Origin of the sequence: Paenarthrobacter sp. TAF1 (assembly GCF_052113825.1) — a bacterium.
Classification (GTDB): Bacteria; Actinomycetota; Actinomycetes; order Actinomycetales; family Micrococcaceae; genus Arthrobacter; species Arthrobacter nicotinovorans.
This window is the reverse complement of sequence record NZ_JBFRDO010000010.1, coordinates 111,111-127,391: the sequence shown is the minus strand read 5'-3', so window position 1 is coordinate 127,391 and position 16,281 is coordinate 111,111. Positions and strand designations below refer to the sequence as shown.

Annotated in this window: 12 protein-coding genes and 2 pseudogenes; 10 read left to right on the top strand and 4 right to left on the bottom strand. The window is 59.9% G+C overall.

Annotated features, from left to right (window positions below; genetic code table 11):
* The 4 genes and pseudogenes from AB4Y81_RS14295 to AB4Y81_RS14280 form a co-directional block, all read left to right on the top strand.
* Positions 1-801 (top strand): AMP-binding protein (locus AB4Y81_RS14295; RefSeq protein ID WP_441996130.1); only part of this gene is annotated, 801 nt, incomplete at its 5' end.
* Positions 802-1,117: 316 nt separating this feature from the next.
* Positions 1,118-1,546: pseudogene (locus AB4Y81_RS14290) on the top strand (NAD-binding protein); the annotation flags it as partial.
* A 163-nt stretch (positions 1,547-1,709) separates the two neighbouring features.
* Positions 1,710-1,799: pseudogene (locus AB4Y81_RS14285) on the top strand (carboxymuconolactone decarboxylase family protein); the annotation flags it as partial.
* 248 nt (positions 1,800-2,047) lie between these two features.
* Positions 2,048-2,365: a putative quinol monooxygenase gene (locus AB4Y81_RS14280; RefSeq protein WP_434326549.1), complete on the top strand. Its 318-nt coding sequence runs from the start codon at positions 2,048-2,050 to the stop codon at positions 2,363-2,365.
* 733 nt (positions 2,366-3,098) lie between these two features.
* On the opposite strand, the gene AB4Y81_RS14275 is transcribed toward AB4Y81_RS14280, so the two are convergent.
* Positions 3,099-4,253, bottom strand: a complete 1,155-nt coding sequence (locus AB4Y81_RS14275) for an FAD-dependent oxidoreductase (RefSeq protein WP_441996129.1) — start codon at positions 4,251-4,253, stop codon at positions 3,099-3,101.
* Positions 4,254-4,382: 129 nt separating this feature from the next.
* On the opposite strand from AB4Y81_RS14275, the gene AB4Y81_RS14270 reads away from it, so the two are divergent.
* The 3 genes from AB4Y81_RS14270 to AB4Y81_RS14260 all read left to right on the top strand — a co-directional run bounded on the left by AB4Y81_RS14270 (position 4,383) and on the right by AB4Y81_RS14260 (position 8,135).
* Positions 4,383-5,513, top strand: a complete 1,131-nt coding sequence (locus tag AB4Y81_RS14270) for a tyramine oxidase subunit B (RefSeq protein WP_441996128.1) — start codon at positions 4,383-4,385, stop codon at positions 5,511-5,513.
* A gap of 157 nt (positions 5,514-5,670) precedes the next feature.
* Positions 5,671-6,462 (top strand): cyclase family protein, encoded by a 792-nt coding sequence (locus tag AB4Y81_RS14265; RefSeq protein WP_434326546.1) that lies wholly within the window; start codon positions 5,671-5,673, stop codon positions 6,460-6,462.
* Positions 6,459-8,135, top strand: coding sequence for a thiamine pyrophosphate-binding protein (locus tag AB4Y81_RS14260; protein WP_441996127.1), 1,677 nt, complete (start codon positions 6,459-6,461; stop codon positions 8,133-8,135). The genes AB4Y81_RS14265 and AB4Y81_RS14260 overlap by 4 nt, the downstream gene beginning before the upstream one ends.
* Before the next feature lie 247 nt (positions 8,136-8,382).
* Here AB4Y81_RS14260 and AB4Y81_RS14255 read toward each other — a convergent pair whose 3' ends face one another.
* Entirely contained in the window at positions 8,383-9,918 is a 1,536-nt protein-coding gene (locus AB4Y81_RS14255) for an APC family permease (RefSeq protein WP_434326544.1), read from the bottom strand.
* Between the two features lie 105 nt (positions 9,919-10,023).
* On the opposite strand from AB4Y81_RS14255, the gene AB4Y81_RS14250 reads away from it, so the two are divergent.
* Positions 10,024-10,374 (top strand): hypothetical protein, encoded by a 351-nt coding sequence (locus tag AB4Y81_RS14250; protein WP_434326543.1) that lies wholly within the window; start codon positions 10,024-10,026, stop codon positions 10,372-10,374.
* On the opposite strand, the gene AB4Y81_RS14245 is transcribed toward AB4Y81_RS14250, so the two are convergent.
* Entirely contained in the window at positions 10,362-10,967 is a 606-nt protein-coding gene (locus tag AB4Y81_RS14245) for a TetR/AcrR family transcriptional regulator (protein ID WP_441996126.1), read from the bottom strand. The two genes, AB4Y81_RS14250 and AB4Y81_RS14245, sit on opposite strands and share 13 nt — an antisense overlap.
* Positions 10,968-11,885: 918 nt before the next feature.
* On the bottom strand, positions 11,886-12,017 hold the full coding sequence (locus tag AB4Y81_RS14240; RefSeq protein WP_434326541.1) for a TetR family transcriptional regulator: 132 nt from the start codon (positions 12,015-12,017) through the stop codon (positions 11,886-11,888).
* A gap of 850 nt (positions 12,018-12,867) precedes the next feature.
* Between AB4Y81_RS14240 and mobF the strand changes: the two genes are divergently transcribed.
* Together mobF and AB4Y81_RS14230 are read left to right on the top strand one after the other, a co-directional pair.
* On the top strand, positions 12,868-15,249 hold the full coding sequence (mobF, locus tag AB4Y81_RS14235) for a MobF family relaxase (RefSeq protein WP_441996125.1): 2,382 nt from the start codon (positions 12,868-12,870) through the stop codon (positions 15,247-15,249).
* A 190-nt stretch (positions 15,250-15,439) separates the two neighbouring features.
* Positions 15,440-16,267: a hypothetical protein gene (locus tag AB4Y81_RS14230; protein WP_441996124.1), complete on the top strand. Its 828-nt coding sequence runs from the start codon at positions 15,440-15,442 to the stop codon at positions 16,265-16,267.
* Positions 16,268-16,281 lie beyond the last annotated feature (14 nt).

Sequence of the window (16,281 nt, the reverse complement as noted above, 5' to 3'; positions counted from 1 at the left end):
GAACACCACGGCATCACCACGCTTTCCGGGGTGCCCACGACTTACCAAATGCTGAGCGAAGATCCGAACTGGCATTCCACCGATCTTTCCTCGATCCGCATGCTCACCTGCGGCGGATCGGCGGTCCCCATGCGCGTGCTCGACGCCTACGAGGCTCGTGGACTGTCGTTCTCCGGCGGATACGGCATGACCGAAACTTCCCCGGGCGCCACATCGCTTCAACCCCGTTACTCCCGGGAGAAGGCAGGGTCGGCCGGGCTTCCGCACTTTTTCACCGATATCCGAATTGTTAACGCCGAAGGCCGGGACGCAGTTGGAAATGAGGTCGGGGAGATACTCATCCAGGGCCCCAACGTCATCCCCGGATACTGGAACAGGCTCGACGCCACGGCGAGTTCCTTTCAAGACGGAAGCTGGCTCAAGTCCGGCGACATGGGCTACGTCGATGACCAGGGGTTCTTATACATCGCCGACAGGATCAAGGACATGATCATTTCCGGCGGGGAAAACATATACGCCGCCCAGGTCGAGCAGGCCATCATGGAACTGCCTTCAGTGGCCTCCGTAGCGGTCATTGGGGTCCCCGACGAGAAGTGGGGTGAGTCCGTTCACGCCGTTATCGTTCCCTCCGAGGGACGCTCTGTCACCAGGGAAGACATCGTCGCGCACCTGGACGGAAAACTGGCGCGGTACAAGATCCCGCGGACTGTCGATATCGTCCAGGATCTGCCTCGCACGGCCAGCGGAAAAATCCGCAAGACCGAGCTGCGCGAGACTTACCGCAGGAGCACCCTGGCATAGCACAGTACCCAAGTGACTGCCACGGGCAAGCTGCCTGCGGTCGCCGCATGTATTTGCAATTTCGGCGCGTCGATGCGCTACCCAAGAGCACGTGCAGCGGATGCCGCATGTCCCGACGCCGCCGTGACCGTCACGCGGATCCCCTCAGACGGGATCCGCGTTTAGCGTGCACCCTGGGTGCGCGCCAGGTTCGCCCCGAAGGATCCTCCTCGATGATCATCGACATGGGATCATCGGAACCGGGCAGCACCGACGCACTCGCGGAAGAAGCTGATACAGGGGCATCGCCTACGTCGACGCCCCAGTCTCAGGTGGTGTGGCGCGTGCCATCACCGGTGAGCTAGCCATCATGGCCGGTGGGACAACAGAGGCGTTCGATGCCGCCTCACCGCATCTGCAACCCATGGGTTCCAACATCGTGCACGTGGGAAAGACAGGGACCGGTCATGCCGCCAAGGCGCTGAACAATCTGCTTTCGGCGGCCAACCTGTCCGCTGCGGCAGAAAACCTCTGCGCCGCCGCGGCAGTAGGCAGCAAGCCCGAAAACATGGTCAAAATCATCAATGGCTCCACCGGACGCAGCCAGGCAACCGAGGTCAAATACCCCCGCCATATCCTCACCCGAAAGTTCGACTCGGGATTCGCCATGGATCTCATGCTCAAGGACCTTCGCATCGCCCGCAGCATCTTCTCCGACCATTCGATCGAAGCCCCCGTTGTCCTTGCGGCCGAAGCAACGGCTCAGACTGCGCGCGGCCACCTGGAAGCAAAGAGCCCGGATCACACCGAACTCGTTAGGCACTACGAACGCGTCAACGGGATGCTTCTGCGGGAAACCGAATCCCCGCTCACAGCGCACCCTGGACCGCAAAACCAAAGAACTGATCTTCATCGTCAGCCTCACCGTGATGCGGGCCGCCAAGGGCCACATCCAAAGCCACATCCGTGTAGCCCTGGACCCGGGACTGACATCGACAGAGATCCTCGAAGCCATCGAAATCTTGCTGCCAGAGGCCGGCATTGTTGCCTTCCAGGCAGGCTTGGAAGCATGGCGTGAAGTCGTTGGCGTGGACGGCATCGAACCCACAGTCCAGGTACACAATGCGGCAGCGGCACCTCCTAAGTGGTTATACAGTCCCAAAACTAGTGGTTGTCCCGGCCCCGCCCTGGTCGGGACAACCACCGCTGCGTTCAACCATTTCATCCGAGAAAGAAATTACACGTACCCGACACTACTTTTGAGGTGGTGGCAACCTACAAAACTACCCCCGGCTCCGAAAACGATGTATTGGCCCACTTGCGGCGCCTTGCCGAAGCCAGCAGGCAGAAGGACGGGAATCTCCGCTATGAATACTTCCGAGGCGTCGAAGATCCACAAAAATTCGTCATTCTCGAGTCTTACCGCACGGCTGCAGACTTCCAAGCCCACCGTGAAAGCCAACACTTCCAAGAGATCGGCGTTGAAACCATCATCTCGCTCCTGCACCACCCATTAGTATCCACATACGACTCCCCCACCGGAACTTCCGGCATCCGTCCCTCGCAAACTTCTGATCGGCAGTGAGTGGCAGGCTACTTCCGACGGCGGCACCACGGCGTCCACGACCCGGCCACCGGGAAGTGGCTCGCCATCCTTGCGTGGGCGGTAATCGCTTTCAGCCGTTTATGGCTTATTTTCCGCCGCAGTAGCCCCCTGCTGTCATTGGTGACTTCCTGACCGATCCGCGTTCCGGCGGGAAACCGATCAGCCTGAAGACGCTACGCTCCTCTAGCACCGCGGTGGCGATTATTCTGCCCGTACATGAAACGTCTTGGCTACGCGCAAGGCGAGTTCTGCGAAATTTAGGGCCTGCCATGCCTAACGCCTCGGCCGACGCCTACTACCATGCTTGACGATCGTTTCGAGTCTCGCACGGTTATGAACCGTGCCGCTCCTTCCCTATATCCATGGAATTGGGACGTGCTGATCTGCTCTCAGGGAAAGTTTTGGGAGCAGGTCAGCTTCGTGGTTTTCTGCTGTCAGAAGTTTCCTGTGCGCCACTCAGCACGGGCGCCCGGTGCCCGGCTCCGTGGAGCGGGATACGGGACTCGCAATGATCCATTTAGCGGCTGAGCCATGGTGTGTAGGCATGACAGTTCCTTCTCCTATGAACCTCGCTGATTGCGGGTCCATGTCGGCAGCCCACCAGCCGGTGGCAGTGCAGTGATCACCAGTTTGGAGGGCTGCGGTCAGAGCGTTTTCTGCCGCATGGGGGAACCTCATTGGATTTCGTTTCTTCATGACTAACTTCCTTCCCTTATGAGATGTGCGCAACCCGGTCCGGGTGGTTTGAGAGGCCGAAATCGGCACTGTACAGCGGATCGTTGACACCGGTCAGGAGGCTGGTTGCGAGCTGGCCGAGAGCGGGTGCAAATTTGAAGCCGTGGCCTGACAGCCCGGCGATGGTCACAATGCGTCCGCTCGGGTCCAGGTCAACGATGGGTACTCTGCTGACCGTAACGCTCTCGTGGTGCATGCTGTGACGAACCGGTTCGGGTGAGAGATCCGCGAAGAAGGTGGTGGCGTTGCGGCTGATCTCCTCAATGGCGGCTCTGCTGACCGTGGCCGGGACATCGTCGACTGATTCGTACTGGGTGTCGGCTGCTGTGTGTGAGACAACTTTTACGCTGTAGCTGTCCAGCGTTGGTACTCCGAACATGTGAACACCGTCCTGGTCGCGAAGGAATGCCGGGAAAACGTCCGGTGCGTAGCGACTCGGATCGTTCGGCGCGAACCATGTCAACGCGATGTCGGCGACTTTTACGACGTCGCGTAGCTGCGGGCGCAGCTGCGCTGCCCACGAACCGGTGGTGACAACCACCTGCGCGACACGGAGAGTCCGCGTAGCGAGCCGAATAACGATCGCTTCCCCCTGCTCCTCTATGCCCAAAACCGCTTCGCCGTCGATGACCGTCCCGCCAGCTGCTATTGCGGCTTGAACTCCGGCCAGCACAGCAACTTCCGATCGTATGCCGCCCCCCAGGAGGTCAAGCACTGCTTCCGTCCCGTCGGTAACGATGTGTTGTGGATATGTCTTCCGAAGCTCGGTAGTGCTGAAAAAACGATGCGGGAGTTCGAACCGACGGATGCTCTCGAGAGTCGTTTCATAGGGGGCGTGCCCGGGGGTGTCCACGGCCAACATCCCACCGTCAAGAAACAGATGCCGCCCCGTCTTCTTCTCAAGGTCCAGCCACAATTCCCTGGATCGGAGGAGCAAGGGGACGTAACGCCAGCCCTCGTGGTACGCAGCGCGGAAAACCCTGGATTCGCCGGCGTATGAACCATAGGCATGCCCCACCCCCCATTGCTCTATGCCGACAACCTTCAGGTCAGTATCTGTGCACAGCTGCCACATCGCCATGGAGCCCACAGAGCCCAAACCGATCACCGCTACATCGAAATCTTCGTACATTCCCAACTCCATATCCTCACAAGATTGCGGGTAAATCAGCCAACCCGTAGAAACTTTGTGTTCCTCGGTCTACGCTATGGTTCATCAAGCGATGAAAAATAACAAGCCTTGATCCCAACTGGAGGAAACATGACTGATCAACGCATAGATTTTCTGTACCTCAATGAGCAGGACATGGTGGCCGCGGGTGTTACCGACATGGCGTCCTGCGTGGACACCATGGTCGAAATGTTCTCCGCACTAGGTGTTGGCGACTACATCATGGGCGGTGCCAACCGCAACTCCCACGGAGTCTTTCTGGACTTCCCCGAGACCTCTGAATTCCCGAACATGCCACTGGCAGGACCGGATCGCAGGTTCATGGCGATGCCCGCATACTTGGGGGGAAGTTTCGATGCAATCGGGGCGAAATGGTATGGCTCGAACGTCGCAAATCGGGAGCGAGGTTGGCCCCGATCCATTCACATGTACACATTGTCCGATAAAGAATCCGGCGCGCCCTTGGCTGTGATGTCGGCGAACCTTCTGAGTGCGTACCGCACCGGAGCGATTCCCGGCGTTGGTGCCCGGCTTCTGGCCGTTGACAATGCGCGGGTCCTCGGGATGATCGGCCCCGGGGTGATGAACTCGACTTCACTGGAGGCCTTCGTGGTAGCACGTCCCAGCCTCGAAGTAGTCAAGGTGTTCGGCCGCAGCGCAGGCTCAACCAAGGCATTTGTCAACCGAGCAGCCGAACGATTCCCGCACCTCAAGATTGACATAGTCGACAGCGCCGAAGCTGCAGTGCGGGAATCCGACATCGTCAGCGTCGCAACCTCGACCGCTGCCGGTGCGGAGAACTACACATTCATCGAGGAACAATGGATAAAGCCCGGAGCTCTGATATGCCTGCCAGCGACAATCAACTTGGACCCTGACTTCGTGCTGAAGAGAGCGCGTAACGTTGCTGACAGCTCGCGTATGTACGAAAGCTACGCAGAAGAACTTGGCGCACCAGCGCACGACATCGTCGGCATCCTGGGTGTCCTCTGGAATGATCTGATCGCTTCTGGCCGTATGGATCGGAGTTCTATCGGGGACCTCGGAAGTATTGCTGCGGGCCGAGAAGCAGGCCGGGTCTCCGACGAAGAGATTATCCTGCTGGCTATCGGCGGGATGCCCGTTGAAGACGTAGCGTGGGCAAGTGTTGTGTACCGGAACGCCCTTGAACGAGGAATCGGCACCACGCTCATGCTCTGGGATAAGCCACTTCTAACCTAGGATCCGTGAAACTCCCCTCGAGTTGACCTCCCCCACGACTACGAGGCCCAGGCGCGATCCACTCCCACCAGCCCCACAGGGCTCGGCACATGCGGCCCAAACACAAACAACTCATTTTCTAAACCCATCTTTATGAAGAGCAATTGATAGGAGAACAATGTCTGTTCTGGCCGGGCTCACTGCAGCCCTTTCGAGTGGTTCGGTGGAAATCATCGACCTCACCACGCCCCTGAGTTCTGAAACCCCCATCCTGAACCTGCCGCAGCCGTTCGCGAACACGGTGGGATTGTCCGTTTCGCCGGTCAGTAATTTCGACGACGCCGGCCCGGCTTGGGCGTGGAACGACGTCACCGTGGGTGAACACGCCGGAACGCACCTGGACGCGCCGGTGCACTGGATCACCGGCAAGGACGGCAAGTCAGTGGACCAGATAGAACCACACCGCCTGATGGGGCCGGTCGCGGTGATCGACAAGACCGGCGAGGTTTCCGCGAACCCGGATTTCCTGCTGGAACCGGAACACTTTGAGCAGTGGCAGGAGGAGCACGGCACTTTTCCGGAGAACTGCTGGGTCATTTTCCGGACCGGTTGGGCGGCCCGCGGCACGGACGCGGCGGCTTTCGTCAACGCGGACGACGCCGGACCCCACACTCCCGGGGTCTCAGCCGCGGGTGCCAAGTGGCTCGCCGGAAACGCCTCGATCAGCGGTTTCGGTGTTGAGACCGTGGGCATCGACGCCGGTCAGGCCGGTTCGTTGGACCCCATGTTCCCCGTGCACTCGTTCCTCCTGGGCGCGGACAAGTACGGCGTGACGTCGCTGCGGAACGTGGACCGGCTCCCCATCACCGGTGCCACGTTGGTGGTTGCACCGTTGCCCATTGTGGGCGGCACGGGAAGCCCCAGCCGCGTGTACGCACTGATTGAAAAAGATGCGGTGGAGACAGCATGAGCGAGCAGGTACGGGTGTCAACGCTGGTAGGCAGGACGCTGGCGAAGCTCGGCGTCGGCCACGTTTTCGGCGTGGTGGGCTCCGGCAACTTCGATGTCACCGGCACCCTCATGGCCGAAGGCATTCCCTTCACCGCGGCCCGGCACGAGGGCGGCGCTGCCACCATGGCGGACGCGTACTCGCGGATGTCCGGCAAAGTGGGTGTGGTGACCACCCATCAGGGCTGCGGGCTGAGCAACGCGATCACCGGGATCGGGGAAGCCGCGAAAAGCCGCACCCCCATGATCGTCCTCACCGCCGACACCCAGGCCGCAGCCACCAGGTCCAACTTCAAGATCGACCAGGACGCCCTGGCCCGAAGCGTCGGCGCCGTGGCCGAGCGCATCCACTCCCCCGCCACAGCTGTCGCGGACACCGTCAGGGCCTTCCGGACAGCCGTGAATGAGCGCCGCACGGTGGTCCTGAGCCTCCCACTGGATGTCCAAGGTGCCAGTTCGGCGGACGAGGTGGGTGCCGTCGTCGTGCCTGAACCCTTGAAGGTCCGCCCGGATACTGCCGGAGTGCAGCAACTGGTGGCGCTGATCGCCGCGGCGGAACGGCCCGTGTTCGTCGCCGGACGTGGCGGCAGGGGCGCCCGGGAAGAAATCCTGGAGCTGGCGCGGCATGCAGGTGCGCTCGTGGCAACCTCGGCCGTGGCGAGCGGGCTGTTCAACGGCGACACCCACAACCTCGGAATTTCCGGCGGTTTCTCCTCACCGCTGACGGCCGAGCTCATCAGTAGCGCGGACCTGATTGTGGGCTGGGGCTGCGCGCTGAACATGTGGACCATGCGGCACGGGCGACTCATCTCCGCCGGCACCAAAGTGGTTCAAATCGACGTCGAAGATTCCGCGCTCGGCGCCAACCGCCCCATCACCCTCGGCCTGCTGGGGGACTCAGCCCTGACTGCCGCGGATGCGCTGGCGGCCCTGCGGTCCGGGCAATCCGAGCCGGCTGAAAAGTACCGCACTGAAGCCAACGCCCTGGCCATCAAGCAGGGCTCCAGGTGGCGGGACGTGGACACCGAAGACCTGTCCACCGAAACAGCCATCGATCCCCGCGTCCTCACCCGCGAACTCGACACCCTACTCCCCACAGAGCGGATCGTGGCCGTGGATTCGGGCAACTTCATGGGCTACCCCAGCCAATACCTCGCCGTGCCGGACGAGGACGGGTTCTGCTTCACCCAAGCGTTCCAGGCTATTGGCTTGGGCCTGTACACAGCGATCGGCGCGGCCCTGGCCCAACCACACCGGCTGCCCGTGCTGGGCGCCGGAGACGGTGGCTTCCTCATGGGCATCAGCGAACTCGAAACCGCCGCCCGCCTGAAACTGCCCCTGGTCTGCATCGTGTACAACGACGCCGCCTACGGTGCAGAGGTCCACCACTTCGCGTCCGAACACACTCAGGCGGAGCTCTCCAGCGTGGTGTTCCCGGAAACGGACATCGCCGCGATCGCCCGCGGGTTCGGGACGGAAGGAGTCACCGTGCGGACTGTGGCGGACCTGGAGGCTGTGCGCCCGTGGATCGCGGCCTACCAAGCCGGAACCCAGGACCGGCCCCTCGTGATCGACGCAAAGATCGCGTCCGACGGCGGATCGTGGTGGCTGGCGGAGGCGTTCCAAGGCCACTAGCGCGGGGCTCCCCCAAACAACGAATACGTCACAGATCAGGCCGTTCCGGGAATCCGGGACGGCCTGACTTGTGCTATTCGTGAGCGGTTTCAGCTTGGAATCCACCTGACGCAATACGGGCACCTGCGGAAAATTCAAGGACCTCCCCCGCCGTGCGAGCCCGTTAGGGCTCCGGCACAAGCGCGGGAGGTCCTTTTGCTTCTTACTGTGGCCAGGATGGGTATTGGGCAGTAATCACTTCCCGTGGCTAGGCGGCATCGTCTTCGACGTCGGTAATAGAGGCGTAGAGACTTCTGTTCCTCCGTCGCATCCACAAGGCCTGGCAAAGGCCAAAGAGGGGCATGGGGACGAGCAAAAGGAGAAGGAGCACGGAAGTGGAACCAAACTGGGGAGTTCCGTCAGCACCGATATCTCCCACAAGGAGGGGGAAGTTGGACACAATCAGGTATGCGGTAATAGCCAATCCCGCAAAGCCCAAGACTGGAGCGATGAGCGTTTTCCATACATTCCGGTCAAAACGTGTTCGGAGGAAGAAGACGACGACGGCAAGCGCCGTAACCGCCATCAGGAAGGCGATTCCGAACGTAGCCATCCCGGATGTCCAAGCGAGCACCTGAGTTGCTCCGTCGAGACCGAAGAGTCCCGCTAGCAATATTGCAGTCAGTGCAACGCCACTTGTGAGGAGAGATGCCAGTCGCGGTGAGTTGTGGCGATTGTCGACTTCTGAAATCGATCTGGGGAGGAACCCGTGGCTACCTAAGGAGTGAAGGTATCTGGTTACCACGTTATGGAAGGAAAGACTAGCGGCGATGACGCTGGTGAAAAGCAATACGTTGATAATGACTACAGCCACTGGGCCCAAGTAACGATTGGCCGTTTCCATGATCAACGTCGCTGGGTATTGAGTGGCCATCGTCACGATATTGTCGGGGCCCCAAGCCACCACCATGGCCCAGGAACTGAGCGTGTAGAACAGACCCACCAAAATCACAGCTAAGTACGTGGCACGAGGAATCGTCTTGTTCGGCTGCTTGGCTTCATCCCGGAAAATCGCTGTCGACTCAAAGCCCAGGAATGCGGCAAGAGCAAACATCAGACCCAGTGACGGAGAACCGGACAGAATGTGGCTGGCTTCAAATGGTGCGGCGCTCAGGCCGGAGTCTCCCCCCGTCACAATGATGGCAAAAACAATAATCAACACGATCGCTATTTCCGCGACAAGCAGGACGGCCAGCACCTTGGAGCTGAGATCAATATTGCGCAGTCCGACGGCGGCTACCACGGCAAGAGCACCCAAAGCGAAGAACCACCACGGTATTTCCGGTCCGCCGACTGATCGAATGCTCTCGCTGGCCGCAGAACCGAGATATCCGACCAGACCCACTTCAATGCAGAGATAGCTGAAAATTGAAAGGTACGCCGCGGCTAGCCCCGGCGGCTTGGCAAGGCCAAAGGATATGTAAATGAAGAACGCCCCCGTTTTGGGGATGAACTTCGTCATGTGCGTGAAGCCCACCGCAAACAGCAAAAGGATAGTTGCCGCCAGCACGAACATGCTGGGCACCCCTACACCGTTCCCAATCATGAACCCCAGCGGCACCTGGCCGCCTATGACCGATAGCGGTGCGGCGGCCGCCAACACCATCAACACGATCGCTCCGGTGCCAAGGGAACCGTGCAAACGCCTGCGCTCGATCGGTTTGGCAGGGGAAGAGGACGAGGGGGGCATGGTTGAAACAGGGTTGCGTGCAGAAGCCTCTTGGCTCGGACTCGGGTCAGTCATGGTGCCTCCAAAGGTGGGGGAAATCACGTTATTTTCATCACTCGATGAACCATAGCGTAGAGAATGACCCGTGGTGTTTCCACTGTTTTCCCAAAATGTTTTCTTGTGACGACCCGATCGTGGGCTACGCAGCTGCGCCGGCAGCTATGCGACGTCGTAAAAGTCGCCGACATCGCGTTGACTTGGTTCGCGCCGAACGATCCGAGTCGCTACGCACCGGACGTTTTCCCGGCGTTCCTTCGCGACCAGGACGGTGTACACATGTTCGGCGTACCTACGCTGGACAGCTACAGCGTAAAAGTTGTCTCACACACAGCAGCCGACACTCAGTACGAATCAGTTGACGATGTCCCGGCCACGGTCAGCAGGGCCGCCATTGAGGAGATCAGCCGCAACGCCACCACGCTCTTCAGATCACTCACCCGAACCGGATTTACTGGGCCTTATCGCGCATGAGCCGGGGCGATCTCACGGTCAAAGAAATCCCCCAGCATCTGCTCAAAGACGCTGGAAGGATACTGATCAGGCATGAGGACGGCCAAGGCCTGGGCCCCGGAAATCAGCGTTAACAGCATCTTGGCAAGCGAAGTAGTATCCGCTCCCTGGGCAATATCCCCAGAGTCGCTCGCATCTTCCAGCAATCCTACAAACAGGTCACTGACGGCGGCCAGGCCAGCGGCGTTAACGGCGGAAAACCGTTCCGAAGAGGCGCACCGCTCCCAGAACGGGAGCAAAACCCGCGCCTCCAATCGGGCTTCGTCCCCGATTGGCATCATTTCCTTTGCCAGCACCCAGAGCGCTTGGATTCCGGTCCGGGAACCAACTTTTCTTTCGAAGCGATCCTGAGTCATCTTGAAAACATGTTCGTAACTGGCGATCAGAACATCGTTTTTTGAAGGGAAGTAGTGGTTCACGGCGCCATACGCGAGGCCCATCTCTGCCGCAAGGTCGCGCATGGTGGTACCTTCGAAACCATTCCGAGCGATGAGTCGCCAAACGCCTTCGATAATTTCCCTGCGACGCAACGCGTGGTCTACTAGCTTCGGCATGGGTGTTCCTTCCGCCGGGTGCCCACTACCCACTTAGCTTACGTGAGGCCCCACGGGAGGATGGGCTCAAACACGCTTCCATCCGCCAGCGGAATGGCCGAGTTATTCTTCAATCTCCGGGACCCTACTCAACCCCAGCGCTTACGTGACTTTGCTGGCAGGGTCGTAGCCCCGCGGGTAGAAAAGCACGGCATTTCCGCCCTCCAACAAGTCCAAGGCACGGCAAAGCCCAGCGGTTAAACCTTCGAGGATCAGTTGGGGAACCACTAACCGCATACTCTTTGGTCCGCGCGAGGACTCCCCAAAGCACCCCGTCGCCCGTGGCGGCTATTCCGCAAAGATCACCGGGTGCTTGAGATTGGTGATCACTTCAATTCCTTGCTCACTTGGTTGCAGAGTGACCAGGGCAGGGACGCCATCGCTGTTCTCGGCGCGCAGGGGGGTAACGCGATTGGCTTGCCGCAAATATCAGGCAGCAGTAGCCCTCTGGGAACCGTGCATTTATGGTCTCCGCTATGGTCGCGACGCTGCTGCGTCTTTAGCGAGGAGAGTTGCAGTAAGCACAATGTACTCCCGACGCTGATTCGAGCGGTTTGGTGTTTGACCTCCGAATATTTCCTCCACTTGGGGAAGCACGACCCTTGCGCTAGTGAGGGTCACAAGAGTGATTAGGATGTCCCCGGCGGTCGAGGGGTATTCCCGGCAGTGCGTGCTGAAGGCTGCGCACCATGGTTTCCGCTGTGATCCTGCCGTCTTCCGTGACCTGAGCTTGCATCCCCCTTTCCAGACCTTCCCAGAACAGAAGGTGGGCAGTGGCTGGCTGGTTAATGTGAAGGTCGAAGAGAGTTCCAGCGTATTCACCGATTACCGCTGGCCCACACCACGGATAACGCATCGCTCCTCGGCTGCTCTCTGCATTTAGGCAGAAAGGACCGCGCCAAACAACGCTTCTTTTCTGCCGAAGTACTGATAGATCCGCTCCTTGTTGATACCTGCAGCAGCTGCGACCTGATCCACACGCACCGGAAGGGCCCTTAGTGCTGAACTCATTGACTGCAGCCATGAGCAACAATGCCTTTGTCCGCTCGGTATCCCACGCCACGTTGTTCTTCTTCTTCCTGCAGTGGTGTCTAAGATTTCGACCTAAGAGGTACAGAGATGCTCCGCCTCTATCTCTTCGCGGGCTGCATAGCCGCAGGAGCGGACGACCGCGCTCGACAAGGAACTCGTCGAGAACGCCCACGCCGCCAGCATCCTCTCTCAAGACTTCACCGTCGAGGACCTCATGCCGTCTTTCGGATGACAGGCACAGCAAGTCAAGCGCCTGCAGCCCCTGAAGCGTGGCGGCGCGTCATCGAACCCCATTGCTGCCGCCTGGGACCGCATAAACAAATCCCCAGGGCCTTTGCAGCGTGAACAAATCGCTTTGCGGCAATAAGGGCGACAAATAAGCTGCGCAAAAGCGGCCAATCGCCTCCGCTACCGCTCCTTTCACACCTCTGGCATCCAAGGGCGAGTCCGCTGCAAAATCATGCGGGTGGTGCGGGCAGAACTCATGAATTGATGTGAACACGCACAGCTCCGGACAGCAAACACGTAGCGACACTGGAAACGGCGCCAACCCCGTAGACCGCCTTCTGACAGAGCTCCGATCGCAGTCCTCCGAACTGGAACGCTTGCATGCCATCTACGCGGAACTGGAAACCAGGAACGGCCTCCTGCACAACGAGGTCCTGCGCCTGAAGCGAGCCCAGCGAACGAACGTCCAAGACCTCGCCCGTGTGGCAGCCGTTTTGCTACAAATTTCGCGCGCTAAAGGTATTGCCCTCGACCCAGTGACACTCGACATTCTGCGACGGCGCGGCTGGCTCCCATCGAGAAACCGCACGGGAACGCGGCCATGACTATGTCGATCGCCAGGCTCTCCGTACGATCAGGGCTCAAATACCTGATCAAGTCCACGATGCTGGACGACTTCTCCCCTACTCCCCCTGACACCATCAGCTATTACATGAAGACCGGAACACCACAGGGTCGGTGGCTGGGCAGCGGACTACGCGGCATTGCCCGCACATCAGGAGACAAAGTCACTGAATCCGATGCACGTTCGATTTTCCAAAATGCGACCCACCCCGACAGCGAGGAACCGCTGGGAAGGCCCCACGGGCAGCCGCCGATCAGCCCAGAGGCCAGCAATCAGAAAGCGACGAAGCATGCCGTCGCCGGCTTCGACCTCACCTTCAGCGTCCCGAAGTCCGTTTCCGCGCTCTGGGCACTCAGTCCTCGGCACCTCCAGGAGCAGATCATGCAGATCCACCACGAAGCCGTCGAAGCAACGCTGGGGTGGATGGAAGAGCATGTCATCAACCCGAGGACCGGCCGAAACGGAGTGGCACACGTCGGCACCAGAGGAGTGATCGCCGCAGCCTTCGACCATTGGGAGTCCCGCGCCGGCGACCCTCAGCTTCACACCCACGTTGTCGTCGCGAACCGGGTCCAGCGGATCACGGACGGCGCCTGGGTCACCTTGGATTCTCGATCCCTATACAAAGCCGTCGTCGCCGCCAGCGAACACTACAACGGGCTTCTTTTTGACGCCCTGCACACTGCCCTCGGCACGAACACCGACATTCGAGCCCCAGCGCAAAACACTCATAACCCAAGCCAGCAACTCACTGGCATATCTGAAGCCCTTGTCCGCGAGTTCTCCAACCGCTCTAGGCTCATCGATATCGAGACTGATCGCCTGGTCAAACAGTGGACTAGCGAGCACGGAGCTCGCCCGACCGCTACCACCACAGTGAAGCTGCGCCAACAGGCCACCCTCTCGACTCGCACTCCCAAGAATGCCGCGCCGTCACCTTTACGGCAGCTGTCCGCGCAGTGGTGCGCCAGAGCAATGGCTAAGGGTTTTGAGCCCGAATCCGTCGTGGCTTCCACCATTAGGCGCTCCCGCTCACGTCCGCTCAGCATTGGCGACTTCGCCCCGGACTGGATGGCCGCCGTCGGGCTTGTCACCCGGCAGCGTGTAGCAGCCAAGCGCTCAACCTGGAACCGTTGGAACCTGATCGCCGAAGGTGAGCGTGTGTGCGCTGAGATCCGTTGCGCCTCCCCCGCTGACCGCAACGCGCTGATCGATGCCGTGGCCACCGCGGCAGAGCGTCAGTCCGCGCCGCTCAACCAATATCGGTACGGCGTCCCCGCGGATGCCGCTGATGATCTTCGATTCGACGGGCGCAGCGTCTTCGACTATCACGGGTCGCGCCTCTACACGGATGAGTCGACGCTCGCCTACGAGGACGAAATCCTTGCGGCGAAGAACGACGACGGCGGCCCGGCCGTGCCGGTCAATCTCGCCTTCCAGACTCTCACCGTCGAAGGATCACCCCTGCACGATGACCAGCTGACGGCCGCGGCGGATGTCCTGCTGAGCTGCAGCCGGCTCGACGCCATCGTCGGTCCCGCAGTGACCGGTAAGACGACGACCCTTGGCGCGGTCAAAGCAGGATGGGAATCGGGATATGGGGTGGGCAGCGTTGTCGGTCTGGCGCCGGCTGCTGCGAGCGCCGAGGTTCTCGGCTCGGAGCTGCGCATGGTTACCGAGAACGTCACTAAGTGGCTGCATGAATCCGTGGGGTCTGGTGCAGCCGAGCGTACTGATCGATTCTTCCAGGCGGACGATCGACTGCTGAGAGCATCCGTTGCCCGCAGCCCAATCGTCAGTCGACTTCAACAAGAGGTCGCCCGGCTGGCGGCCGAGCAGTCAGTTTGGCAGTTTCATCCCAATCAGCTGGTGATAGTAGATGAGGCCTCCATGGTCTCAACATTTCAGCTGGCAGCCCTGGTCCACCAGACGACGGCAACCGGCGCCAAAATCCTTTTGGTTGGCGATCCGGCCCAGCTCGATTCCATCGATGCCGGCGGTGTGCTTGGTTGGCTTGATCGACAAGGGAAAGCCGCACGCTTGAGCACAATCTGGCGCTTCAAGCATCCGTGGGAACGGTCAGCATCCCTTGGGCTGCGTGAAGGATGCCCGTCTGTGCTCACAGAGTATGAAAACCACGGTCGCATCAGACATGGCCACTACTCGGACATAGGGCCGCAGTGGCCTAGCCGAGCAATGGACGAAGAATGCCGAGCCACAGTTGCAGCTGGGTCGCCGAACAGCCCCTGTCCTTATGAGGTTTTCCGAGTGAACACAGTTCGCAGGTGGCGACATTTCAACCGTGGTTCGTACCGCGCTGTTGCGGCCGCGCGTACCTCTCGATTTGCGAGAAGTTGAAGAGATGCACAGCGAGGGGTTCCAAAGTTGAGAACGCAGCACCTCTTCCGCCCTTCGAAGACCGTTTTTCGTCGTTGTTTCGTGCTTTGATGAAGCGGTGAAGCTAGTGGAAGTAGGCCGCCCAAGAACGTCCGCTGACGGGTGCCGCCGATACCTGTCATACGCCGTTACCTTCGACACGCGGGCCCGAGTGCTCACTGACGAGATCGATCCTGAATGGGAAACCGACGTTATCGCACTCCATGAGGAAAACCGGCGGAACGTTCGAATGGGACTCATTCATCAGTTTGGGAATGAGCACCATGAGCAAAAAATCACTGACTACAGCGCACTGGGGGCGGCGCCTTGGTCTGTGGTAGATCGACACAACCTGTTCATGCAGCAGATTAGAGACTCATTCGCTTTCGGGGCCTACTATCCAGCTTTAGTGGGTGCCTGCGCTTTGGGCGAACGAATCCTGAACGAACTAGTGATCCGCTTGCGAAGTGCGTACGGATCTCATCCTGCGACAGCAGATGTTGCCACCCAGGGGTCCTTCTCCAATTGGAGTTTGTGCATTGGAGCGCTGTTTAAGTGGGGCGTCCTAGACGATCCACTAGCCACGCAGTTCAACGACCTCCGGAAGCTCCGGAACAGGAGCGTTCATTACGGCACACATCTCACCGACTCGAACGGCCGCCTCGATGCACTGCACGCGGTACTGCTAATTCAGCAAACCGTAGAGGCTCTCTTCAAGCCTCATGGTGGGCCTCCGCGGTTCATACCCGGAACAACGGGCCATACGTTCTACAGCTTGAGGGCGGAGAGCGACCCTTTCACGAGCGAGTTCATGTTACCGGCATCAATTCTGGTCAGTCCGAATTTTGAGATGACGTACAACGCGGAAAGAGGCCAGTTCGATGTATTCGACGATGACACCTATCACGAGGAGTTCCCGGAACTGACCGACGAGGAGTTCGCCGATCACCGTAGACTTCCACGACGGAGCATGCATGGCCGTCTTGGAGAGGGGACATAACCGTGGGATCAGGA